The sequence below is a fragment of the Geobacillus sp. WSUCF1 genome (genome assembly GCF_000422025.1).
Taxonomy (GTDB): domain Bacteria; phylum Bacillota; class Bacilli; order Bacillales; family Anoxybacillaceae; genus Geobacillus; species Geobacillus zalihae.
The window spans coordinates 1-24,567 of record NZ_ATCO01000062.1; the positions used below are offsets into that span (position 1 = coordinate 1).

Below are 24,567 nucleotides of genomic sequence, written 5' to 3' on the forward strand. Positions count from 1 at the left end.
ATCCTGAGCGAATTTGGCTTGATACGGACGGCGAAGGGGAAATGTGGATGCCGCGCTTTCGCCTTGCGTCGCCGGAAGCGGAGATGTGCGGCATTGAGCGCAGCCGCTGGCGCGAGCAAGCCGTTCGCGACGTGTTCGCCGGCTTGTTCGCTCCGCTCATCGCTCGGTTGCGGCGTCTGACGCGCGTATCGCCGCTCGTCTTATGGGAAAATGTCGCGATTTACGTGTATTGGGTATATGAACGTTGGCTTGAGGATGAGTCGCTTGCCCCGGTCGCCGACCGGCTGCGCGATGATTTTTATTTCCTTGTTTATGACGCAGACGGCCGCCTGTTTGGCCAAAAAGACAATCCGCTCCGTCGCTTTTGGAAAGGCGCGAGCGGCATGCAGCGGACGACGTGCTGCCTGTACGTGAAAACAAATGGGGGAACGTGCTGTCAAACGTGTCCCATTCGCGCCCGCCAACGGCAAACCGGGTGACCGGAAGGCCGCCGGCGGGCAGTTCCATATTTTTGACAAAATGTTTGCGAAATTTGTTGATTTTTGTCGTGATTTTCGTGAAAATGGAAGTGTGGACATCGCTTATTTTGGTGAAACGGCGAGGTAGCTTGCATGGACAAATATACGGCCTTTTTTCATCACTTCACAGAAGCAGTGGTCATCTTGAATTTGCAAGGCGTGATCATTTACAACAATCCGGCTTTTGCCGGCTTGGCGCTGAGTGAAGAAGAACAGAGGACGCTGTCCGTCGAAGGACGGGCGTTGGTTGAACGGGTGAAACAGCGCCCGGCTGCCTTTCGCTGGGAGTTGCTTGACGGCTTATTGGTTGCGGGCGTGTCGCCGATCATCGGTGAAAACGGACAGACGGCCGCTGTCCTATGCGTTCTTCGCCGCCAAGCGGAGGAGCGCGGCCTGCAAGCGCGGCTTGCCGAAGCGGAACGGCGTCTGCAGCTGATTGTTGAGCATTCGAACGATTACGTGTTGATTTTTTCTCCTAATCGTGAATTGTCATACATTCCGCCGTCATGGAAGCGAAAAACAAACAAGCGTCTTCCAGTGTCATACGAAGAGGTGCTGACGTTTGTCCACCCTGATGACGCCCCGGTCGTGGCACAAAAATTGGCTGAGCTGTACGATACATACGAGACGCAATCCGCCGAATTTCGCAAGCAAGGCGAGAAAGGCGAATGGGTTTGGATGGAGGCGCAAGGGAAGGCGATCATCGATGAAGCGGGGACGCTCGATTGCGTCATTGTGACCGTGAAAAACATCAGCGAGCGGAAGCGGTACGAAGAAAAGCTCCGTCAGCTTGCTTACTTCGATTCGCTCACGGGCATCGCCAACCGCAGCTATTTCGAGCGGCATATTCATAAGCTGATCGCGAGTCAGACGCCGTTTGCTCTTTGTTATTTGGATTTTGACAAATTCAAATGGATCAACGATCATTTTTCCCATCAAGCCGGCGATTACTTTTTGCGCGAGGCGGTCAAGCGCGTCGAGCGGGCGTTGCGTCCCGGCGACTTTTTTGCCCGCATCGGCGGTGATGAGTTTGTTCTCTTGTTGCCGAACATCACGAAAACGGAGATGACCGCCTTGGCGGAGCGGCTTGTCAGTTCGTTTCACGAGCCGTTTTATTACGAAAAACAGCTCATCCAATCGACCTTATCGATCGGCATCGCTTTTTTCCCGAAAGACAGCGATCGGATCGAGCAAGTGATGAAATACGCTGATCAAGCGCTGTACGAAGTGAAAGAGCGGGGGCGGAACGGCTATGCCTTTTACCGCCCGACCGAGCATCGGCAGGCGGTGATTGAGCAAGATTTGCCGTTTGCTATTATGCGCGGGCAGTTGTATTTATGCTATCAGCCGAAAGTGCAGCTCGCGAAAGGAAAGGCGATGGGGGTTGAGGCGCTGTTGCGCTGGCGCCACCCGGCGCTTGGCGACATTCCGCCGCTCGATTTCATTCCGTTGGCGGAGGAAAGCGGGTTTATTTTTGAAATTACATTATGGGTGTTGGAACTGGCGTGCCGCCAAGTGAAAGAATGGGAAAGAAAATTTCCCGGACTGAAGTTAGCGGTTAATTTATCGCCGTTTTTGCTCAACCGCCCCGAACTTGTCGAGCATGTGAAGCGCATTTTGCGCGAGACGGGGCTTGCGCCTAACCGGCTCATTTTGGAAGTGACGGAGAGTGGATTGATGGAAAACATTGAGACCGGCAGGCACATTTTAACCGAACTGCAGCGACTTGGCGTACAGGCGGCGATCGATGACTTTGGAACCGGTTTTTCATCATTGGCTTACATCCGCAATTTGCCGGTGTCGCTGTTGAAAATCGACCGCAGTTTTATTCAAGGCATTGCGGAAAACTCGAAAGATGCCACGATTGTCGATACGATCATTCATTTAGCCAAAAGTTTGGATATTGAAGTGTTGGCGGAGGGAGTCGAGACGGAGTCACAAGTGGCGCTTCTTTCGCAAATGCATTGCGACTATGCGCAAGGATTTTATTTCAGCCGTTCGCTTGAAGCGGAAAAGCTGCAACAATGGCTGGAAGAACACAACCGCAACGCTTGCGGCGAACCGCCGGCGTAGCCGATCTTTTCCGTTCATTCTTTTCCTCGTTTTGCCGCACACTAACATTGAGCATGGGCAAAGAGGAGGAAACGAAGATGGAATTTGCGCCAAGAAGCGTTGTGATCGAGGAGTTCATCGACACGCTCGAGCCGATGATGGAAGCCTATGGACTCGACCAAGTCGGCATTTTTGAAGAGCATGGTGAAGGCAATCGCTATTATGTCGGCTATACGATCAACAAAGACGATGAGATGATCACCATTCACATGCCGTTTGTAAAAAACGAACGCGGTGAACTGGCGCTTGAGAAGCAGGAATGGACCGTTCGAAAAGACGGTCGGGAGAAAAAAGGCTTTCATTCGCTGCAAGAGGCGATAGAAGAAGTGATTCATTCATGACAAGCGGCCGGGCTCGGCCGCTTTTTCGCCATCGAAAGGGAGAGGAGCATGATTGCGGAACTTCACATAACAGACGACGAAACGGCTGCTGCGGTGCTGCACCTACAACGGCGCGCGTATACGATCGAGGCGCAGCTCATCGGCAGCAAGGCGCTCCCGCCGCTTCGCGATACGATCGCTTCTCTGCAACGATGCGGCGAGCGCTTTTTCGGCTATTGTCAAGGCGGGCGTCTCGTTGGGGCGATCGCCTATGAGCGAAGCGGCCCGACGCTTCACCTTTGCCGGCTGATGGTCGATCCAGATTGTTTCCGCCAAGGGATCGCCAGTGCGTTGCTTGCCTTTGTCATCAAGCAAGAGCCATCGGCATGCGAAATGGTTGTAACGACCGGCAGCGGCAACACGCCGGCCATTCGTTTTTACAAACGTCATGGGTTTCAAGTGATTGAGGAGAGGGAGACGCCGGAAGGAATCAGACTGACAAAGCTTGTGAAAAGGAATATCAAAAGCTGAACATTACTTGTGTCGAGGCGCTAGGTCCGGCGGCCGCGTTGCCAACGGCATTCAAGCGGCAGTGGAAACGGACAATAGCGAATCGGCTGCACTTCGTCTGTAGTAGATTGATAGAGGGGAGACGTACGGAAGGATATGACGACAACATTGTATTTAACAAGACATGGGGAAACAAAGTGGAACGTCGAAAAGCGGATGCAAGGCTGGCAAGACTCGCCGCTCACGGAAAAAGGGCGGCAAGACGCCATGCGGCTTGGAAAGCGGCTTGAAGCGGTGGAATTGGCTGCGATTTACACAAGCACAAGCGGCCGGGCGCTTGAGACGGCGGAGATTGTCCGCGGCGGGCGGCTCATTCCGATCTATCAAGACGAGCGGCTGCGCGAGATTCATCTTGGCGATTGGGAAGGAAAGACGCATGACGAGATTCGGCAAATGGATCCGACTGGGTTCGATCATTTTTGGAACGCGCCCCATCTGTACGCTCCAAGGCGAGGCGAGCGGTTTTGCGACGTGCAGCAGCGGGCGCTTGAAGCGGTGCGGCGCATCATCGAGCGGCACGAGGGAGAAACGGTGTTAATCGTCACTCACGGCGTCGTGCTGAAAACGCTTGTCACAGCCTTCAAAGGCGCGCCGCTTGAGCAACTTTGGGCGCCGCCGTATATGTACGGCACGAGCGTGACGATTGTGGAGGTGAATGCGGACGTGTTTCGCCTGGTTGTGGAAGGCGATGTTTCCCATCTAGAAGAAGTCAAGGAAGTATAGATAGGGAAGAAGGATGGAGAATTGGAGGCGGCGCTGTTTCTTCGGTTCATCGCCATAATATGCGCTTGGCCAATCGGATCGGTTTCTTGCGCCATCATGCAACCTCATTCATGATTCAAGAAATGGATGAAAGACATGAGTGGGCGCCTTCCAGTACAACGTTTGGTGAAGAACTGCTTTTTCTTATCAAGTCTAGTTGTCCAAAAAAACAGCCCCGTTTCCCTCGATCGGGAAGCGGGGCTGCGCCGTTTATACGAGCCCGAGCCATCTCGCCAGCTGTGCGGTCGTAAAGGTGACCGCAATGGCAATCGCTGTCGGCAAGGCAAAGGCGACGAACGTCCATTTTGCGCTTTTCGTTTCTTTGTAAATGTTGACGAGCGTCGTGCCGCATGGGTAGTGAAGCAGGGAAAACAGCATCATATTGAGGGCGGTGAGCCACGTCCAGCTGTGGTCGAGCAAAAGTTGTTTAAGAGAATGCAGACCATCGGCTTCGATGAGCGCCCCCGCGGATAAATAGCCCATCAGCAAAATCGGCACGACAATTTCATTGGCTGGCAAGCCTAAAATGAACGCCATCAAAATGTAGCCATCCAATCCCAATGCTTTGGCAAATGGGTCAAGCCAGTCGCTAAATACGCCAGCACGGTCGTATCTCCCACGTGAACGTTGCCGAGCACCCATGTCAGAATGCCGGCCGGCGCCGCAACCGTTACCGCCCGTTTCAGCACATAGAGTGATTTGTCGAGGGTGGCCCGGATGATCGTCTCCATGATTTTCGGGCGTCGGTACGGCGGCAGCTCCAGCGTGTAATGGGTCGGAATGCCGCGCAAGGCCGTCTTGGATAAGACCCATGAAACGGTCAACGTGACGACGATGCCAAACAACACCATGGCGACGACCACACCTGCTGTCACGAACGTGTTCCATCCGCCTGTATAGCCGGCTGCCATAAATAAGGAGGAAAGCAGGATCAGCGTTGGCCAACGTCCATTGCAGGGGACGAAGTTGTTGGTCAAAATGGCCAGCATTCGTTCGCGCGGTGATTCGATAATGCGCGTCGACATGATGGCCGCCGCGTTGCAGCCGAAGCCCATGGCCATCGTCAGTGATTGTTTGCCATGCGCTCCCGCTTTTTGAAACAAGCGATCCATGTTAAAGGCGACACGCGGCAAGTAGCCATAATTTTCGAGCAACGCGAATACGGGAAAGAAAATCGCCATCGGCGGCAGCATCACGCTGACGACCCAAGCCGTGCCGCGGTATAGGCCAAGTACAATGAGGCCGTGCAACCAGTCGGGGGCGTGAATCGCTTGAAAGGCCATGGTGAGATACGTTTCGATCGTTCCGAACAAGCGGGCGAGCGAATCGGAAAATACGTTGGCGCCGGCGATCGTCATGTAAAGGACAGCGGCGAGAAGCGCCAGCATAATTGGAAATCCCCACCGCTTCGACGTGACGATCCGGTCAATTTGTTCCGTTCGATCGCGTTTTGCGACCGCTGTATGCGTGACACATTCTTGAGAAAGCGCAGCTGACGTTTGGAAAATGGCAGAAACGATCTGTTCACGCGTGTCAGCCGGTGCTAATGACTTGGCTTCGTTCATTAGCTGGTCAAACTGATTTGACAGATCCGCAGCAGGCATACGCGTTCCCCTCCTTGATCAATGGTTGCGGCGGTTGTTTCAGCGCTTGAAGCAGCGATGTATCGCCGTCAAGGAGACGAAGAGCGATCCAGCGAGCAGGATACGTGTCTCCCATTACGTCTTTCACGAGTGGAAGAAGTTTGGCAATGCCTCGTTCGATTTCCGGGCTGTACCGGATGGAAAGCGGGTTGGTGTTGATGCGGCCATGCGCCATGGCATCCACTGTATCAAGCAGTGCATCGATTCCTTCCCGGTTGCGGGCCGAGATCGGCACGACCGGCACGCCGAGTTTGGCAGCCAATTTTTTTGTATTGATATGAATGCCTTTCTTTTTCGCTTCATCCATCAAATTGATAGCGATAATGACGCGGTCGGTCATTTCCAATACTTGAAGCGCTAGATTCAAGTTGCGTTCTAATGCCGTAGCGTCGACCACAACGATCGTAACGTCAGGACGTTGAAACAGGAGAAAATCCCGCGCCACCTCTTCATCGGCTGAATTGGAATAGAGCGAATACGTTCCCGGCAAGTCGACGATCCGGTACAATGTGCCGCGGTGGCGGCATTCTCCTTCGGCATGAGTGACCGTTTTCCCGGGCCAGTTGCCGGTATGTTGGCGCAGGCCCGTTAAGACGTTGAACAACGTGCTTTTGCCGGTGTTCGGATTTCCCATTAAGGCAACGGTATATGTTTTATCCATCATGATCAATCGTCTCCCCGTAAATATAGTCGCTTTCTTCTTTCCTTAATGCGATCGTCGTGCCACAAACGCGATAGGCGGTCGGGTCGCCAAGCGGGCTTCTTTGTCCAACCTTCACTTCCCCGCCGGGTACAAATCCCAAATCAAGCAACCGCCTTTTTAACACAGGATCAGGAACATCAACCTTTTCGATGCGAAATCGATCGCCCGGTTTCGTATCGGAGAGGCGGCAACGTTTTCCTTGTGCCATAAAAGTTTCCCTCCGGTTAATATTTTTTACTAAAGACATTTTTTTTGCTTAGACCAACTTTTGAATTTATCATATTCCAGTTGCCTCGCTGTTGTCAACAAATTTGTTTCATCTTTTTCTGACAGAGTTGTCGAACCAACAACTATTCAAAACAGTAGGAAATCATGTTATCATATGAATAGTCTGAACAAATTATCGGCAGAAAGGCGGTGACGGCGTCCATTGACGCACGATGAAATGAAAGCGATTACGGAAGGGACGATTCTTTGGCAGCCGACGGAGGAACAAATCAAGAGCTCCAACCTTCATCGATATATGGATTGGTTGAGAGAACATAAAGGGCTCTCCTTCTCTTCATACCGCGAGCTGTGGACATGGTCGGTCGACGAGCTTGAGTCATTTTGGGAAACGGTTTGGGAATATTGTGGTGTTCAGGCGGCAACGCCGTATGAGTGTGTGCTGCGGGAGCGGAAGATGCCAGGGGCGGAGTGGTTTCCAGGCGCTAGGCTCAACTATGCGAAACATATTTTCCGGCATGCGCGCGCCGACCGCCCGGCCATCATTTTCCGCTCGGAACGCGTGCCGTACCGGGAAGTGTCATGGCAGGAGCTCGGCGAAAAAACGGCGGCGATCGCCAAAGCATTGCGAGCGATGGGAGTGAAGCGCGGCGACCGCGTCGTCGCTTATATGCCGAATATCCCCGAGACGGTGATGGCGTTTTTGGCGTGCGCCTCGATCGGCGCCATTTGGTCAAGCTGCTCGCCGGATTTTGGCGCTGGCAGCGTCATTGACCGGTTCGCGCAAATCGAGCCGACTGTCTTGTTTGCCGTCGACGGCTGCCAATACAACGGCAAAGAATTTGACAAAATGCCGGTTGTATCCGAATTGCGCGCCAAATTGCCGTCATTGAAAAAGACGGTGCTGCTTCCGTATTGGCGCGGGCAGATGGAAGCACCGGATGAGGGCGTCGTGCTGTGGGATGATGTCGTGGCGGACAAGGCGGAGCTCGTCTATGAAGACGTTCCGTTTGACCATCCGCTTTGGATTTTGTATTCTTCGGGAACGACCGGTTTGCCGAAGCCGATCGTCCAGGGGCATGGCGGCATTTTGCTTGAACATTTGAAAGCATTGACGATTTCCGAAAACTTGACGAAAGACAGCACGTTTTTCTGGTTTACGACGACTGGATGGATGATGTGGAACTTTTTGATCGGCGGACTGCTGGCCGGGTCGACCATCGTGCTCTATGACGGCAGCCCGACGTATCCAGATGGCAACGTCTTATGGGATTTGGCCGAAAAGGCGGGCATCACCCATTTTGGCACAAGCGCGGCGTTTATCAACATCTGCATGAAGCTCGGCCTGAAGCCGAAAGAGCAATATGACTTGTCAAAGCTCGAGGCCGTGCTCTCGACCGGTTCGCCGCTCACGGTCGAAGGGTTCGCATGGGTGTATGAAAACGTCAAGGACGATATTTGTCTAGCGTCATGCAGCGGGGGAACGGATGTGTGCACCGCGTTTGTCGTCGGCTCCCCCATTTTGCCGGTGCGCGCCGGCGTCCTCTCGTGCCGCGCGTTGGGCGCCGATGTGCAGGCATTTGACGAAAACGGTCGGCCGCTTGTCAATGAAGTCGGCGAACTTGTCATCACAAAACCAATGCCATCGATGCCGCTCTTTTTCTGGAACGACCCGGACGGCGAACGGTATCGGAACAGCTATTTTGACACGTACCCGGGCGTCTGGAAGCACGGCGACTGGATTAAAATTGACGAACAAGGGGGATGCGTCATTTACGGACGCTCCGACTCGACGATCAACCGAGCCGGCGTCCGCATGGGCACGAGCGAAATTTACCGTGCGGTCGAAGCGGTCGACGGGGTGCTCGAGAGTCTTGTGGTTGACTTGGAAATGATGGGCAAGCAATCGTTCATGCCGCTGTTTGTCGTCCTCAAGCCGGGCGTGGCGCTCGATGACGAGCTGAAAGAACGCATCCGCCAATCGATTCGGCAACACGTCTCGCCGCGCTTTGTTCCAGATGAAATTTACGAGGTGAAGCAAATTCCGAAAACGCTAAACGGAAAGAAAATGGAGATTCCGATCCGCAAGCTGCTCTTAGGCTTCCCGCTCGAAAAGGCAGTCAACCCGGGCTCAATGGCCAATCCAGAGGCGCTCGACTTTTTCCTCGAGCTGGCGAAGACACTGGCGGCAAAGACACAGATAAGCTGAAGTCCCTTTTTGGAAGCGTGCGAAAGGTTGTTATTAAGTGGTGACGCTTAATAACAACCTTTCTATGTCTAAGACACTCCTTGGCTCATAAGATAAGCCATTGATGTTGCCGGAAGACTTTCTTGAGAGGACGCAAAAATGTAATGCATCAATATTTCTAGGAGGAGGCAAGCACCATGGACGAAAACAAGCGGCAAAAACTGATGAAAAAAATTGAAAATCATTTGCGGACAACAGCGCGGAAACTGGTGAAGTTTAATACGGAAGGGGAAGCGCTGCAATACTTGGTGAACTCATTTGGTGAGGAACTAGAGTGCGACTTGATTGCGATTGTGCTAAAGGAAGGAGACCATGTTGTTCCGACGTTATATCAAGGAGATTTTCAGCGCGGAATCCCCCATCCCCCGATCGCAATGGCCAATTGTTTGCCGCGGCTGTTTGAAGGAAGCACAACATTTCAAGAGGTGGAAGAGGACAGCCCGTGTTTGCTGATCGAATTGTTGAGGAAAAACGGTATTAAAACGTGGTTCAGCGTTCCCATTAAGGATCAAGAAAGCGAATATGGCATTTGCATGATCGGATTTCGCCGTTATGTTTCTTTGCTGGCTGAGGCGAGGCAGTTGTTTGACGATTTTGGAGAAGATGTTGCCCTTGCTGTTACAGTCGCCAGGCAAAAAGAAACCCAACGGCGAAAAATGGTCGGCCTCCAGTGGCTGGCTCAGCATGTTTCATTGGATACGCCGCTTGAGCAGTTTGTCGAAAAAATCGTTGAACGGGCGGGCAAGGGGACGAATGCGGGCGGCGCCTGTATGTATTTATACAGAGAAGAGGACAACAGCTTCGTTGTTCATCCCCCTTTATACGGCAAAGTAGCGAGTCCGAAACAAGTGATGATGAAAAATAACTATCGGGTCAGCGATTATTTCCCCTTCTTGGAGAGACCAGGCGGAGACGAGTTAACGGTGCCGCTGGTCGTCAACTTCAAAACGATCGGCGTCTTGCACGTCGAACGGAAAAACGAAGGGACATTTACAAAAGAAGATGTCGAGATCTTGGACATGCTGGCGAACTACGTGGCCGTGATGCTGGAAAATGTCCGGCTGTACCAACAGGAGCGGGATCATACCAACCGCTTGCGTTTCCTGCTTCAATACCAACAAAAATTGATGAAAGAAACGATTCGACATGAAGATTTTCACGGTATTACAAAAACAGTAAGCCACATGTTTGATAAAGCGGTCATCGTGTTTGACCGTTTTATGAGGCCAATTGCACATGAACGAAGTGGGCTGAGCGGGCAACAGCTACGGCAAATTGCGAAGCAGGTATTCAATCAAGTGCTAGGGAAAAGCCGTATGGGCGGACATATTCAGCTCGAAGGATTATCAGATTTGTCGATTGTGGTTTGGCCGATTCATAATGGCGGAGATGCGGTCGGCTATTTGGCCATTGAGGCATCTCCAAACGAAATGGATGATTTTTTTTCTTCTTGGCGTCGAGTTGGCCCGCAATATTTTTTCGATCCAATTTATGAAACAAAAGCTCGTGTTTGAGACAAAAGAGCAGCTGAAAGACAGTTTTTTGCATAAGTTGTTGGCCGCGGAAATCGAAGATGAAGAGAGCATCATCCAGTACGCCAATGTATTTCAATGGAACATTTTCGAAGAGCATCGGCTTGCTGTGTTGCACTTGCAGATGGATGAATCGAACGGGACGATTGATTTAGTCAAACAAAATGCGGAGAAGACGGTGCTCTGGAACCGGCTGAAAGTGCGAATTGCCGCCGAGGACTCCAGCTTGTTGTACGGAGCTGTTGAAGACCAATATATTTTGATCGCCCCAGCGGCAAGAGAAAGAAAGAAGCCGGAGAAATATTGGAGCGAATGGCATCAGCGGATAAGCCGATGGATCAACGAAGAGAAGACGTCGTACCGTGTCTTTTTAGGGATTGGTGGAAAGGCCTCGTCGATTGGAGATTATTATGTTTCCTACCGGCAGGCGATGCAGGCGCTGCAAGTGATGATCCGCAATTTTCCCGGAAAAAGCGTGGCGTTTTTTGATGAACTCGGGGCGTATACGGTATTGCACCATTTAAAAGAATTAGAAGCCGCGAAGCTTTTTGTCGACAAATACCTTGGTCCGTTGCTCCGGCATTCCGTGGGGCGGAATGCCGACTGGCTGCAAACAGTTCGCGTTTTCCTTGATTGCAACGGCCATTTAACGGAAACTGCTGAAAGGCTGTACATTCACCGCAGCACCCTTCAATATCGTTTGGAAAAGATTGAAGAAATGCTCGGTTTTTCTTTGCAGGGTGCAGAGCAGCGGTTCAACTTGATGATGGCGTTGAAATTATACGACTTATACGGTCTGCCTTCCGCCAAAATGCTGAAAAAATAAGCATGTTTTCCTGCATCATGCAGGTATTTTTTTATTTTCACCTTCTTTATAATCAATAGCAAAGATAATATAGAAAATTCTAAAAATAAATAAAGGAGGACTTGTCGAATGCCATCAACGATCGGAGTCGTAGGAGCAGGCACGATGGGAAGCGGCATTGCCAACTTGGCCGCTTTATCGGGATTTGATGTCATATTAGTAGACATCGACGAACGCATGCTACAAAAAGCACGCTCGCGGATGGAAGCATTCATGGAGAAAAGCGTCGCCAAAGGAAAATTGACTGTCGAACAGAAACATGAAGCGCTGGAAAAGGTGAAGGCGTCGACCGATTTGCATGACATGAAGCAGGTGGATGTTGTCATTGAAGCGGTCATCGAAAACATGGAGGTGAAAAAAGAAGTTTTTTCTCAATTGGACAACATTGCGCCAGAACACGCCATCCTAGCGACGAACACGTCATCGATGTCCATCACAGAAATCGCTTCTGCCACTAACCGTCCAAGCCAAGTTGTCGGCATGCATTTCTTCAATCCCCCGCAGCTGATGAAACTCGTTGAAGTCGTACGCGGATACAAAACAAGCGATGAAACGGTCGAACAGGCGAAAGAGCTTGCCCGAAAGCTGAACAAAGAACCGGTTGAGGTGAAGAAAGATTCCCCGGGATTCATCGTCAACCGCATTATGATCCCTCAGTTCATCGAAGCGATCCGCCTTGTTGAGGAGGGAGTGGCTTCGATGGAAGACATCGATAAAGCGGTGACGCTCGGCTTGAACTACCCGATGGGGCCGTTTACGTTGCAAGATTTTGCCGGGGTCGATATCGGCCTTCATGTCATGGATTATTTTTATCAAGAGTTTAAGGATGACCGATTTGCGGCGCCTTTATTGCTGAGACAGCTTGTCCGGGCAGGAAGGCTCGGTCGAAAAACGGGAGCCGGGTTTTACGATTACGGTGATGCCCGATAAGGGCGGAGCGGCGATGCTCATTGTACGCCACCACTACGTCGTTAAAAATTCTAGGAGGAGGAATGAGCCGTGAACTATGAATTTTTGCAATGTGAAATCGAAAACCGAGTGGCGGTTGTATCCATCCACCGCCCTCCGCTCAATCCGTTGAATACAAAAGTGTTTCAAGAGCTATCTGCTTTGATCGATGAGCTCGAAGCCAACCAACAAGTAGGGGCGATCATCATTACGGGAACAGGGGAAAAAGCGTTTGTCGCCGGTGCCGATATTCATGAAATGATGGACTTGGATTTAGCCGGCATGATGGAAATGAACAAAATATCGCGAAGCGCGTTTTTAAAAATTGAAAACGCCTCCAAACCGGTAATCGCAGCGGTGAACGGCCTGGCGCTTGGCGGGGGCTGCGAGTTGGCGCTCGCATGCGATTTGCGCATTTGCTCAGAGAATGCCAAGTTTGCCTTCCCAGAGGTCAACCTCGGCATTATCCCGGGCGGCGGCGGGACGCAGCGGCTGCCGCGCATCGTCGGTCAGGGGGTGGCGAAAGAATTGCTGTACTTCGGTGAAATGATCGATGCCAAGCGGGCGCTTGCCATTCATTTGGTAAATAAAGTCGTTCCAGCTGACGAACTTTTGCCAGCAGCGAAAGAATGGGCTGAAAAATTGGCGCAAAAGCCAGCCATTGCCATGCGCATGTTGAAAGAAGCGGTCAACACGGGAGTCAATGTGGATTTGCAGTCAGGGCTGATCGTGGAAACGGCTTGCTTCGGGAACGCGTTTGCGACCGAGGATCGGAAAGAAGGAATGCGGGCGTTTGCCGAAAAGCGGAAGCCGGTGTTTAGTGGAAAGTAGATATGGTCAGTAACGGAGAACAGGGTTATTAAGCAAGTTCTGACCCGGATAGATGTTCACTGCCTTTGGGGAACGAATCCGGTCTTGACTAGCATCCCAAAGCGGTGGATGACAAGAGCAAAAACGTAAATATATTAGGGAGGGAACCCATGTGAAACAAATTCATCCGGCTGATGTGATTGACAATAGCCCAGTCCGTTCATTCCATATTTGGCTTATGATTTGGCTGTTTCTCGTGATTACGCTTGATGGGTATGATGTTGTCATTTATGGCGCTTCGGTTCCTTTATTGATTCAAGAGTGGGGGATTTCAGATGTCACAGCTGGTGCCATCGGCAGCTATACAGTCATTGGAACAGCGATTGGAGCGGTATTGTTTGGCATGCTGGCCGATCGAATGGGGCGCAAAAAAATTATCTTGTTGACTACATTTTTATTTGGCTTTTTTACCTTCCTTGCCGGTTTCGCTCCAAATCCAATTTTATTTACCATCTCTCGGGTCATTGCTGGGATTGGTCTTGGCGGCGTTATGCCTAATGTCATCGCACTAGCGACAGAAATGTTTCCCAAACGAGTTCGTACAGCCATTGTTGCTTCGATTTTTTGTGGTTATTCAGTTGGGGCTATTGCCGCTGCATTGACGAGCCGGGCGCTTTTGCCGACGGTTGGGTGGGAGTCCATCTATTGGATCGGAGGTGTTCCGGTATTATTCCTTCCATTTTTAATGAAAGGTGTTCCCGAGTCGGTTGGTTTTCTTCTAGAAAAGGGAAGGGAAGAGGAAGCACAAAAAGTTCTTGCTTTGATTGATCCTCATATTAGTCATGATGGTGTGGTTGAACTAGTCAAGCCTGAAAGAAAGACTCAAGTTTCTTTGCCTATCGTGAAATTATTCACGGAGCATCGGGCGTTTAGCACCGTGATGTTTTGGTTATCTTGCTTCAGTTCATTTGTTCTCATTTACTCAATGAACACATGGCTTCCCCGACTGATGATGAAAGCAGGCTATGATTTGAGCTCCAGCCTTGCATTTACCGCCGTGATGCAAATTGGGGCGATCATTGGTACTGTAGTCTTCGGTCCGTTAGTGAATAAATGGGGATTTAAGAGGGTGCTTGTCCCTTTGTTCTTCTGTGGAGCGGTCGCTTTATCGCTGATTGGTTTTATGAGCAGTACAATTGTTGCTTTTGCACTGATTGCCATTATTGGAGCCGCCTCAGTAGGTGTCCAAAACATTGCCAATGCATTTGTTTCACAATACTATCCGGAAGTGATGCGGTCCACTGCTTTAGGGAGCACGATGGCGTTCGGCAGAATCGGTGGCATTGTTGCACCGACGTTTGTTGGGGTTTTGCTGTCCTTTAACTTGCCGCCTCAATATAATTTTGCTGCTATTGCCAGCGCTGCGGTATTAGGGGGTCTTGCCGTGTTGCTCGTGCAAGAAAAGTATGCAATCTATCGCAACGAGCAAGCGAAGACAGGGAATGGGCAAGTGACTGTTTCATGAACAGAATTGCTTTGTAGAGACGGAGAAGGTCAATTTCATAGAAAGAAGGGAACAACCATCCGACTTGAACATATATTTACTGTTTACATTGAGGTTGGAAAACCGATTGAAATAGGAGATGTCGGATATGGGCACCGAAGAGTGATCCCCATTCTCGGTGGAAGTTTTGAGGGACCTTTAATGCGGGGAAAGGTGTTGCCTGGAGGGGCGGACTATCAATTGATTCGGAGAGATGGGGTAGCAGAGCTGCTCGCCCATTATGTGATCGAGACGGATGACGGGGTGCCTATTTATGTTGTCAATAAAGGATACCGACACGGGTCGAAAGAAATCATCGATAAAATATTCCGCGGCGAAGATGTGCCGCGGGACTCTTATTATTTTAAAACGACCCCTATTTTTGAAGTGAAAAGCGGACGATATGATTTTTTGAATAAAATGGTGTTTGTTGGGGAAGGAATTCGAAAGCCAACGGAAGTGGAAATCACGTTTTATCAAGCCGGTTAACTTTGGGGAAACGGAGGGAGGGGGAGAGATGGAAACCGTTCGTGTTTTGTCTGTTCCTCAACTATTGGAACGAGCGGCGGTGGAAAATCCATCCAAAGAGGCCATCTATGACCTGCGGCGCCGAATCACCTACGGTGATTTGCACAAGGAAGTCCACCAGTTGGCATCAGCTCTAGTCTCGCTCGGCATCAAGCAAGGGGATCGGGTGGGCGTTTGTTTGCCGAACTGGTTGGAAACGGTCCAACTATTTTTTGCCATCTCCCAAATTGGAGCGATTGTTGTTCCTTTTAATCCGAAATATCGACAGCACGAAGTTGAACATATTATAAAAAATTCTGGAATGAGAGCTATTTTTGTATGTGAGGAAATCGAAAAGCATATCGGATTGAGTTTCATTCGAACCAGTGTTGATCAAATTATTACGGTTCGGTTTGTCAAATCAGGCTTCTTTTCTTTGGAGCAGCTTATGGCCTATGCAACTGATCAATCGTTGCCCATGGTGACGATTGATCCGCAACATGACCTGTTTTGTCTTTTATACACGTCTGGTACGACCGGAGCGCCAAAAGGAGTGATGATTACTCATCGCGGCATCGTCCAATCAGGCGTGGCGATTGCCGACAGCTTGAGGTGCAATCAAGATGATGTATTTCTTATTTGTACGCCGATTTTCCATGTGTTCGGCATGGCGTGCAACTTGATGTCCGCTGTATACAGCCAGGCAAAAATGGTGCTGCAGGAAAGGTACAGCCCAAGAGAGGCGCTGCGGCTTATCGAAAAAGAAAAAGTAACCATTCATCATGCTGTGCCGGCAATGCTTCATATGGAGTTAAACGTATTGAATAGTGAGTCATTCGATTTGTCGTCATTGCGCGCAGGAATGACGGGAGCGGATGTTTGTCCGTTGGAGACGGTAAAAGCGATACGTGAGAAAATGGGGATGACGTTATGCATATCGTTCGGGACAACGGAGACTGGCTCTGTTACGATTACTCCGTTTGAGGCAGAAGAAGATCGAATATTTGAAACGGTCGGCAAAGCGCTGGAAGGAAATGAAGTGAAGATTGTCAATGAACGGAGAGAGACGCTTCCACCAGGGGAAATTGGGGAAATTGCCTGCCGAGGGTTTGGTGTCATGAAAGGATACTACAACATGCCGGAACAGACCGCCGAGGTGCTTGATGAGGACGGCTGGTATTATACCGGCGACCTTGGGATGATGGATGAATACGGATATATTCGATTTATCGGACGGAAAAAGGAGCTTATCATCCGTGGTGGATACAACATTTATCCGAAAGAGATCGAAACGATTTTGCAGCAGCACCCAGTCGTTTTCGCCTCGGCAGTAGTCGGCTTGCCTGACCCAGTATTAGGCGAATCAGTTTGCGCTGTTATTCAACCCAAGGAAGGCGTTCATATAACCGAGGCAGACATCATCGAGTTTTTACGTCCATTGGTTGCGGACTATAAACTTCCAAACAAAGTTGTTTTTGTTGATCAATTCCCGACGACGGCGAGCGGAAAAATTCAGAAGGGGAAATTAAAAGAAATGTTAAAAGAATATTGAATATTTGGGAGGGAGAATATGTCGACGGATATTGTGTTGATTGAAGGAGCACGAACGCCATTTGCTAAATTTTGCGGTTCGTTTCGTGAAATCTCCGCGACCGATTTAGGAGCTATTGCGGCGCGGGAAGCGATGAAAAAAGCAGGAATCGAGCCAGAAGAAATCGACATGTTGTATTTGGCAATGTCCAGCAGTCAAGCCGGGATGCTCACTTGCTTGCTCGCCACGTCGGCTTGAAGGCCGGGGTGCCCATCGACGTGCCGGCTGTGACGGTGAACCGGTTGTGCGGAACGGGACTCGAGACGATTATCATGGCCGCGCGCCTCATTTTAACCGGGGAAGCGGAAGTGGTGCTGGCAGGAGGTACCGAAAACATGAGCCAAGTGCCGCATGTCATTCGAGGAATGCGCTGGGGAACGCCATTAGGCAGCCCGACGGTGGAGGACTGGGTGTGGGATGGGCTGTATGACACAGTTGGCGGCTGCAGCATGGCCATGACGGCTGAAAACTTGGCAAAAAAGTATCACATTACGCGCGAAGAGGCTGACCAACACGCCCTCCGCAGCCATGAGCGGGCTCTTGCGGCGATGGCCAATGGGTATTTCCGTCAAGAAATTGTCCCCGTCACCGTGCAAGGAAAAAAAGGAGAAACGATCGTTGACACCGATGAGCATCCGCGGAAGACCAGTTTGGAGCAGTTAAGGGCGCTTCAACCGCGCTTTCTCGAAAACGGAGTCGTGACACCAGGCAATGCCAGCGGGATGAACGACGGTGCGGCCGCGGTTGTTGTCGCCTCGGGGGACTACGCCGCCAAGCGCGGATTGAAACCGCTCGCCCGTCTCGTTTCGTGGGGCATCGTCGGCGTTGAACCGCAGTGTATGGGAATCGGTCCGGTTCCAGCGATTCGCCAGGCGCTCGACAAAGCGAATTTATCAATTGATGACCTCGACTTGATTGAAATCAACGAAGCATTTTCAGCCCAATATTTGGCTTGCCAGAAGGAACTGGGATTTGATGATGACAAAGGCAACGTCAACGGTGGGGCGGTCGCGCTTGGCCATCCATTGGCAGCTTCAGGAACGCGCATCACGTTGACACTCGTTTATGAGTTGAAAAGAAGAGGAAAGAAATACGGTGTTTCTTCACTATGCATCGGCGGCGGCCAAGGCATTGCGGCGATCTGGGAAAGACTGTAATGGGTTAAGAGATAAACACAAAAAGAACAGGACAGTGCTTTTACAACGGTAGTCGAGTAGCAAATGGTCGCAACGGCGGTTTTTCCATATGCAACAGGAAAAACCGCCGTATTTTATTGTTGCATTAATTTCGGGGACGAGAAACAGCTTCCTATTAGGAAGGGGAATAGGAAAGATGCCCAAGTCGTTTCGATATATGTTGGGCTGTGCTGACCGTTTGGCGGATCAGCTCAGGCAGTGTTTCCACCATTTTAAATGTGGCGCCGGCCAGCCCGATGGCGCCGATGATGCCAGTTCGATCAAAAACGGGCGCGGCGACCGCCGTAAAACCGATAAATGTTTCGTCTTTATCGACAAAAAATCCGTCTTTGCGAATGAGATGCAAACGCTCAAGAAATTGATGCTTGTCCACGATCGTGTTCGGCGTATGGGCCTCCAATGGATATTTTTCGAGAATCGCCTTTGCCTCTTCATCGGGCAAGTATGCCATGATAGTTGTTCCAAGCGCCCCGTAATGCAGGACGCGCCGGCGCCCGATATATGAGCGTGGCTGAAAGCCTTCGTCGCTGTCAAGGCGGATGACGTATTGCAAGCTGTCTTGTTGGCGCACAGCAAATAGGACTGTATAGCCTGTTTGGGACTGCAAGTCATGCAAAAACGGTTCCGCCTCGCGTCGCATGTCCAGGTTTTCGAGAACGATTCCACCGTATTCGAGCATTTTATAACCGAGGCGGTATACGTTTTCCTTTTGATCGTAATGGATCAGTCCTTGCGTTTCGAGCGTCCATAACAGGCGGTAAACAGTGGCTTTCGCTAGTTTTGTTTTCGTGACAATCTCTTCAATAGAGAGGTCAGGGCGTTCAAAACTAAAACAGTTCAAGATTTGAACCGCGCGTTCCACTGAACGAATCGTCTCCACATTTACCTTTCTCATGATTGTGCTCCTCTGTAGCGATTTCGTTTTCAACACTCATTGTAACATAAAGAGATAGCCGATGCCCAGGTTAGAGAGAAGATGAAGTGTTATTTATTTTTATATTTTAAATAGTTTGACAAATATTTGGGTTTGTTGTATTATTTAAATTGTAAAAATGAATTGTTAATTCACTATACGAATTGAAGGGAGAGAGGATAATGGAGGACACAAAAATGAAAGCGCTTGATCGTCTTAATGAAGAATTGGAGAAAGTGTATTTAGGGCCGTTGTGGGAGAAGCTTGGCAAAATGGTGACGCCTGAGCCTGATCACGAGGTTATGCCGTATTTGTGGAAGTGGGAGACGATCCGCAAGTATTTGCTCGAGGCTGGAGAGTTGCTTCGCTTAGGGAGAGAGAGCGAGCGTCGAGTCGTTTATTTGCAAAATCCATCGCTATTGAAACAAGGTCTAATTGGTTACTCGACCAATACACTGTACGTCGGAGTGCAGCTGTTGTTGCCAGGCGAAGTGGCGCCTGCGCATCGCCATAGTCAATCGGCGATCCGATTCATTATTGAAGGCGAAGGGGCCTATACGGCCGTCGATGGCGAACGAACATATATGGAGCGCGGAGATTTGATTTTGACACCGGCATGGACGTGGCACGATCACGGCCATGAAGGGACGGAACCGGTTATTTGGATGGATGGCCTCGATGTTGGGCTGGTAAGAAACTTTGCTGGTTCGTTCTTTGAGCCGTATTCTGAAGATGTATTTCCTGTTTCTGTTCCTCACAACGGTTCAACGTTTAAATATGCAACGGGGGCGTTGCGTCCGGTTTCCGACCGGAAGCGAAAAGGCTATCCTTCTCCATTGATTTCCTATAAGTGGAAAACAACGAAACAAGTGCTTGAGAACTTGTCCAAGCTTGATCCTGATCCGTATGACGGGTATGCGGTTGATTACATCAACCCGTTGACTGGGGGATCAGCGGATTTGCGCATTGGAACGACGATGCAAAAATTAACCCCTGGCATGCACACAAAGGCGCACCGCCATGTTCACAGCGCCGTGTATCACGTTCTTGACGGTGAAGGATACACGATAATCAACGGAGTCAAATTTGAATGGGCGAAAGGCGATTTCTTCATTTTGCCGCCTTGGAGTTGGCACGAGCATGTCAATACAGGAGCGGGAGACGCCCATTTATTCTCCATTAATGATTTGCCGATCATGGAGCGGCTTGATTTGGAGAGAGAAGAAGCGTATGACAAAAACGGCGGCTATCAATCTATCATTGATGTATTCGAGCCACTCTCCCAAGTCTAACATATACACCACTTTCCCATGAGACGCCTAGCGATTTTAAATGATTAGGAGGATTTGCGTTTGCATGCACCAATCAAAAAGAGGAGGTTGTACGGTTGAGGGGTCAAATGCCGAATATGGCGGAGGACATTGTTGAACACGCGGCGGTTCATTATGGGAAGAAGATCGCCATAATCGATGGCGAACATGCACTGTCTTTTGTGGAAGTGAACGAACGGTCTTTGCGACTGGCTGAGCGGTTGAGAGATTTGGGCGTGCAGAAAGGCGATGCAGTGCAGTGCAATTGCCGAACAGCTGGGAGTTTGCTGTGGCCCATTTAGCTTTGGCGCGCTTGGAGCATCATGGTGCCTGTGAACTTAGTGTATCGACAAAAAGAGCTATCGTTTATGTTTTCGTTTGCCCATGTAAAAGCAGTTATTTCCATTGATCAATGGAAAGGATTCGATCATGCAGAAATGATGGAATCGCTCCGTCAGATGATTCCGACGTTGCAACACGTTATCGTCGTTGGGAGAAGAAAGCAGCCCGATCATTATAGCTTCGATGCGATGCTGACAGGAAACGGACTTTCGGCGGATCATGGCGAGGTTTCCCCGGACGATCCAATGATGATGTTGTTTACATCGGGAACGGAGTCTGACCCGAAAGCCGTCATCCATACGTATGAGACATTTATTCCTGCCCATTTGCACAATGGGCAGGAATATGGATTGACGGGTGATGACGTCATGCTTTGTTTGACGCCGATGAGTCATATGTTTTCTTTGCCGATGATTTTAATGGGCCTTTATAGCGGAGCTACTCAAGTGATGTTATCGCAATTTTCGGTTGAGCGTGTTTTAGATGCTTTCAGCCAGCATGGAGTCACCTTTTGTGTAGCTGCACCTGCCCATTTGATTGATATATTAAAAGGAACGGATGAGACAAAGGTATATCCATCAAAACTACGTCTAGTCCTAACAGGGGGGGACAAAAATTCCGGCTTGGATGGTCGAATCGTTCCGTCAGCGTTTCCGTTGTAGCATCGTTGCCCAATGGGGGATGACGGAAATTGGAGCGGGATCGTTTACGCGACCGAATGATGCGCCACATCTCGCTTCTGATACGGTCGGCCGGGTGTGCCCGACGGGGGAAATCGGCATTTTTGACGAGAACCACAGGCCATTGCCAAACGGGCAAGTAGGGGAGATTGGTTTTCGCGGTCGTTCGCTGTTTAAAGGATACTATAAAAATGAAGTCGCAACTCAGCAATTCATGACGAAAGAAGGTTTTTTCCTCACTGGGGATTTAGGATGGAAAGATGAGGGAGGCTACGTTCATTACGTCAGCCGAAAAAAGGACATTATCAACCGTGGTGGACTGAAAGTGCATGCCGCAGAAATTGAGGAAGTGTTGCTTTCGCATCCGCATATTCGCCAAGCAGCAGTGATCGCAGTTCCAGACGAACGGCTCGGAGAGCGCGGCTGTGCGATCGTGTCTTTGAAAGAAGGAACGACATTTTCGCTCGAAGACATGCAACAATATTTGCTTGAGGCAGGAATGGCAAAATACAAATTGCCAGAATATTTAAAAATCGTTGATGAGCTGCCGACGACAGCATCAGGAAAAGTAAGCAAAGGAATGTTGCGGAAGCAATATGCCCAGATGGAAGTCAAGTAGAGAAAAGGAGTGGATAAATGATATGAAACTAGCACTGTTTAATGACTTTCAACTCGGAGTTATTGTCGATGATGTCATTTATGAGATTGGGAGCCGATTGTTCGGGCATCTTCATCAAGGTGTCAGTTTCTGTCCGATGACGCAGCTGATTGCTGAGTTTGATGTCTATCGTCCAGAAATCGAAAACCATTTGCACGAATGCCCGGCTTATGCACTAGCAGATGTCCGGCTGCGCCAGCCGGTGAAGAAGCCGGGGAAAATTGTGGCTGCTCCCGTCAACTATGTGTCCCACCAAAAGGAAATGAAAGTGGAGCATACGGCAAGGGGGCTCGGTTTTTTCTTGAAAGCGCCTTCTTCCATCATCGGACCTGGTGACACGATTGTTTTGCCCGATCCGAACCGCCGTTTTGACCATGAGTTGGAACTCGCATTTGTTATCGGAAAGACGGCGAAAAACGTCAAGGCGGAAAATGCCTACGAGTATATATTTGGTTACACAGGGTTGATTGATGTCACGTTGCGCCCGGATGATGTGCATCATGAGGAACGTTGTTTGCGCAAATCGTTTGATACATTCACTCCGATGGGGCCGTGGATCGTGACGAAAGAGGAGATTGGCGACCCGAACAACGTCAATATGGTGCTGACAGTCAATGGAGAAGTTCGGCAGAAAGTCAATACAAAAGAGATGATTTGTTCTATTGCTGAGCTTATAGAAATTTATTCGCGCGTTATGACGCTTGAGCCGGGCGATGTCATTACGACAGGGACGCCGGATGGCGTCGGACCGATTCATGACGGGGATGTCATCCGCATGGAGATTGAGGGGATCGGGGGTTATTCCGTCCACGTCGCCTTGGCTTCCCGCACGGCTGCATTGCGATAAAGGTAAGGGGGATTGTTCATGGAAAGAGGATGGAAGCGGTACCATACTGTGTGGTTAATGCTCTTTTTGGGATGGGTTGTTTCCTACATTGATCGAACATTGACGGGACCTGTCGTCACATGGATGATTGAAAACAAAGTTGAGTTTTTGGCGGAATCGTCCAACCCCCACGCGCTTGGAGGTTTGCTTGGCAGCTTGTTTTTCGCCGGGTATATGCTTACGCAATTCCCCGGCGGATATTTCGGCGACAAGTTTGGCTATCGTGTCATTGTCGTCATCAGCATTGTATGGGCCGGTGTGACGACGCTGTTGACTGGATTGGTCGGTGGTTTGGTGGCGTTTATCGCCTTGCGTGTGCTTACCGGGCTTGGGGAGGGTGTCTTTTATTCGAACGACCGTTCCTTGATCACCCAAGTGACGCCACCGGAAAAAGTCGGGCTTGGGATGGGTGTCGTATTGACTGGTCTGACGCTCGGATTAACGATCGCAACAATTGCGACCCCATATGTCGTTCAGATGTTTCAGCCACTGATGGGGACGCATGCATGGAAAGCGCCGTTTTTGCTTATGGGAGCCATTACGCTTATCGTCGGCGCTATGATGTACAAATGGATGAGGCCGGACGGTTTTGCAGTGCAATCGGAGTCGTACGGTCCACCAGTGGGGCGACTGTTGCAAACTTCTTTCTTATTCTTGATCATCATTATGACTTTGTATTATGCCACGAATGCTATGCAATTATCGCCAGCGACGATCGGCCTCGTTTTGACGGCGCTGGCGGTGCTGTATATCGTGTATATTTATAAAGCAAAGAGTGAAGAAGTCGGGCCGATCCTAAAAAGCCGCAACCTATTGTTTCTATATCTTTCGTTCATTCCGGTATTATGGCATCTATGGTTTTATGGATTTTGGTCAGTGGCGATTGTGCAAGATTTTGGGGGAGGCACGCTCGTTTCAGCGGCGTTAATTGCTTCGTTTAATGCTGTTGCAGGTCTCATCGGCTTTCCACTTGGGGGGAGATTAGCTGACCGATTTGCTGACGGAGTCAACGGAAAACGTAATGTATTGGCAGTGTTGACGGGGCTGCTGACTGTCTTCATTTTCATCTTTGCCTTTTATGTAATGTCAGGGGGCAGCAATCCGGTAATCATGTCTCTTATTTTATTTACTTCCGGGGTGTTCTTTTTCGCGCTTCAACCGGTCAACCATGCCCTTACAGCTGACTTTGCTCCGCCAAAATATAAAGGTGCGGCGTTTGGGATGCTGAATTTGTTCTCCGAAATTGGAGCGTTATTAGCGCCGGTGATTTCAGGAGCCATGCGCGATCATTCAGGAAGCTGGGGAAGTGCATTGTTGCTTGATGGTATTTTAATGTCAGCGAGCTTACTGCTTGTCATTGCTGTAAAGCCTAGTTTAGAAGGTAGACTAACTACTGTAATAAACGCCCAAGAAACAGATGTAAACCATTGAAGTTGACGAAAGGAGATATTTGCATGACAGAAAAAACAAATAAACGCCCTGTCCTCGTTGTCGGAGCCGGACCGATCGGATTAACCGCCGCATTGGCGCTCTGTCATTTTGGGCTTCCTGCGACCGTATTGGAAGCGGAGCCGAAAGACCGCCTCCGTCCGGGGAGTCGGGCAATCTACTTCCATAAGGCGACGTTGCAACATTTAGAGGATATTTTCCCTGGGTTGGGCAGGGCCTTTGCCAAACACGGCGTC

The 24,567-nt window shown here is 50.1% G+C and carries 21 protein-coding genes and 3 pseudogenes; 20 read left to right on the plus strand and 4 right to left on the minus strand.

Going from position 1 to position 24,567, the window contains the following annotated elements:
• From I656_RS0115315 to I656_RS09385, 5 genes are all read left to right on the plus strand, one after another.
• Nucleotides 1-479: ferric iron reductase (locus I656_RS0115315; protein ID WP_033005357.1), on the plus strand; the 479-nt coding region annotated here is incomplete at its 5' end.
• A gap of 132 nt (nucleotides 480-611) precedes the next feature.
• Nucleotides 612-2,591, plus strand: a complete 1,980-nt coding sequence (locus tag I656_RS09395) for a bifunctional diguanylate cyclase/phosphodiesterase (RefSeq protein ID WP_020754738.1) — start codon at nucleotides 612-614, stop codon at nucleotides 2,589-2,591.
• Between the two features lie 77 nt (nucleotides 2,592-2,668).
• Complete coding sequence (locus I656_RS0115320; protein ID WP_033005359.1) at nucleotides 2,669-2,971, plus strand: DUF5634 family protein; 303 nt, start codon at nucleotides 2,669-2,671, stop codon at nucleotides 2,969-2,971.
• 48 nt (nucleotides 2,972-3,019) lie between these two features.
• Entirely contained in the window at nucleotides 3,020-3,481 is a 462-nt protein-coding gene (locus tag I656_RS09390; RefSeq protein WP_020754740.1) for a GNAT family N-acetyltransferase, read from the plus strand.
• A 135-nt stretch (nucleotides 3,482-3,616) separates the two neighbouring features.
• Nucleotides 3,617-4,243, plus strand: coding sequence for a histidine phosphatase family protein (locus I656_RS09385; RefSeq protein ID WP_020754741.1), 627 nt, complete (start codon nucleotides 3,617-3,619; stop codon nucleotides 4,241-4,243).
• A 249-nt stretch (nucleotides 4,244-4,492) separates the two neighbouring features.
• On the opposite strand, the pseudogene I656_RS0115325 reads toward I656_RS09385, so the two are convergent.
• The 3 genes and pseudogenes from I656_RS0115325 to I656_RS09375 form a co-directional block, all read right to left on the minus strand.
• A pseudogene (locus I656_RS0115325) lies at nucleotides 4,493-5,886 on the minus strand (nucleoside recognition domain-containing protein).
• Nucleotides 5,855-6,589: a FeoB small GTPase domain-containing protein gene (locus I656_RS09380; RefSeq protein ID WP_033005361.1), complete on the minus strand. Its 735-nt coding sequence runs from the start codon at nucleotides 6,587-6,589 to the stop codon at nucleotides 5,855-5,857. The pseudogene I656_RS0115325 and the gene I656_RS09380 overlap by 32 nt, the downstream one beginning before the upstream one ends.
• A complete protein-coding gene (locus I656_RS09375; RefSeq protein ID WP_033005362.1) occupies nucleotides 6,579-6,836 on the minus strand; it encodes a FeoA family protein in 258 nt (85 codons plus the stop codon). Before I656_RS09375 ends, I656_RS09380 begins: the two co-directional genes overlap by 11 nt.
• Nucleotides 6,837-7,073: 237 nt before the next feature.
• On the opposite strand from I656_RS09375, the gene I656_RS09370 reads away from it, so the two are divergent.
• The 9 genes and pseudogenes from I656_RS09370 (at nucleotide 7,074) to I656_RS09340 (ending at nucleotide 18,054) form a co-directional block, all read left to right on the plus strand.
• Nucleotides 7,074-9,062: an acetoacetate--CoA ligase gene (locus I656_RS09370; RefSeq protein WP_033005366.1), complete on the plus strand. Its 1,989-nt coding sequence runs from the start codon at nucleotides 7,074-7,076 to the stop codon at nucleotides 9,060-9,062.
• Nucleotides 9,063-9,238: 176 nt separating this feature from the next.
• The gene (locus I656_RS19110) at nucleotides 9,239-10,615 is read left to right on the plus strand and encodes a GAF domain-containing protein (RefSeq protein WP_020754748.1); all 1,377 of its coding nucleotides are present in this window, start codon (nucleotides 9,239-9,241) and stop codon (nucleotides 10,613-10,615) included.
• The gene (locus I656_RS19115) at nucleotides 10,593-11,459 is read left to right on the plus strand and encodes a CdaR family transcriptional regulator (RefSeq protein ID WP_235048614.1); all 867 of its coding nucleotides are present in this window, start codon (nucleotides 10,593-10,595) and stop codon (nucleotides 11,457-11,459) included. Before I656_RS19110 ends, I656_RS19115 begins: the two co-directional genes overlap by 23 nt.
• 108 nt (nucleotides 11,460-11,567) lie before the next feature.
• Nucleotides 11,568-12,428: a 3-hydroxyacyl-CoA dehydrogenase family protein gene (locus tag I656_RS09365; protein ID WP_015374652.1), complete on the plus strand. Its 861-nt coding sequence runs from the start codon at nucleotides 11,568-11,570 to the stop codon at nucleotides 12,426-12,428.
• Between the two features lie 69 nt (nucleotides 12,429-12,497).
• Entirely contained in the window at nucleotides 12,498-13,277 is a 780-nt protein-coding gene (locus I656_RS09360; RefSeq protein WP_020754751.1) for an enoyl-CoA hydratase/isomerase family protein, read from the plus strand.
• Between the two features lie 151 nt (nucleotides 13,278-13,428).
• The gene (locus I656_RS09355; RefSeq protein WP_015374654.1) at nucleotides 13,429-14,781 is read left to right on the plus strand and encodes an aromatic acid/H+ symport family MFS transporter; all 1,353 of its coding nucleotides are present in this window, start codon (nucleotides 13,429-13,431) and stop codon (nucleotides 14,779-14,781) included.
• A gap of 6 nt (nucleotides 14,782-14,787) precedes the next feature.
• A complete protein-coding gene (locus I656_RS09350) occupies nucleotides 14,788-15,288 on the plus strand; it encodes a DUF3237 domain-containing protein (RefSeq protein WP_020754752.1) in 501 nt (166 codons plus the stop codon).
• 28 nt (nucleotides 15,289-15,316) lie between these two features.
• Entirely contained in the window at nucleotides 15,317-16,858 is a 1,542-nt protein-coding gene (locus tag I656_RS09345) for a class I adenylate-forming enzyme family protein (RefSeq protein ID WP_020754753.1), read from the plus strand.
• An 18-nt stretch (nucleotides 16,859-16,876) separates the two neighbouring features.
• Nucleotides 16,877-18,054 (plus strand): annotated as a pseudogene (locus tag I656_RS09340) (acetyl-CoA C-acetyltransferase).
• Nucleotides 18,055-18,208: 154 nt separating this feature from the next.
• Here the strand turns inward: I656_RS09340 and I656_RS09335 are convergent.
• On the minus strand, nucleotides 18,209-18,988 hold the full coding sequence (locus I656_RS09335; protein ID WP_033005364.1) for an IclR family transcriptional regulator: 780 nt from the start codon (nucleotides 18,986-18,988) through the stop codon (nucleotides 18,209-18,211).
• Nucleotides 18,989-19,203: 215 nt separating this feature from the next.
• On the opposite strand from I656_RS09335, the gene I656_RS09330 reads away from it, so the two are divergent.
• The 6 genes and pseudogenes from I656_RS09330 to I656_RS09315 all read left to right on the plus strand — a co-directional run.
• On the plus strand, nucleotides 19,204-20,298 hold the full coding sequence (locus tag I656_RS09330) for a cupin domain-containing protein (RefSeq protein WP_033005368.1): 1,095 nt from the start codon (nucleotides 19,204-19,206) through the stop codon (nucleotides 20,296-20,298).
• A gap of 116 nt (nucleotides 20,299-20,414) precedes the next feature.
• A pseudogene (locus I656_RS19120) lies at nucleotides 20,415-21,320 on the plus strand (AMP-binding protein).
• Nucleotides 21,286-21,957: a class I adenylate-forming enzyme family protein gene (locus I656_RS19715; protein WP_020754760.1), complete on the plus strand. Its 672-nt coding sequence runs from the start codon at nucleotides 21,286-21,288 to the stop codon at nucleotides 21,955-21,957. Before I656_RS19120 ends, I656_RS19715 begins: the two are co-directional and overlap by 35 nt.
• 22 nt (nucleotides 21,958-21,979) lie before the next feature.
• The gene (locus tag I656_RS09325) at nucleotides 21,980-22,843 is read left to right on the plus strand and encodes a fumarylacetoacetate hydrolase family protein (protein ID WP_015374660.1); all 864 of its coding nucleotides are present in this window, start codon (nucleotides 21,980-21,982) and stop codon (nucleotides 22,841-22,843) included.
• A gap of 18 nt (nucleotides 22,844-22,861) precedes the next feature.
• Nucleotides 22,862-24,313 carry an MFS transporter gene (locus I656_RS09320; RefSeq protein WP_015374661.1) on the plus strand — a complete coding sequence of 484 codons (1,452 nt, stop codon included), beginning with the start codon at nucleotides 22,862-22,864 and terminating at the stop codon, nucleotides 24,311-24,313.
• Between the two features lie 23 nt (nucleotides 24,314-24,336).
• Nucleotides 24,337-24,567: FAD-dependent monooxygenase (locus I656_RS09315; RefSeq protein ID WP_020754763.1), on the plus strand; the 231-nt coding region annotated here is incomplete at its 3' end.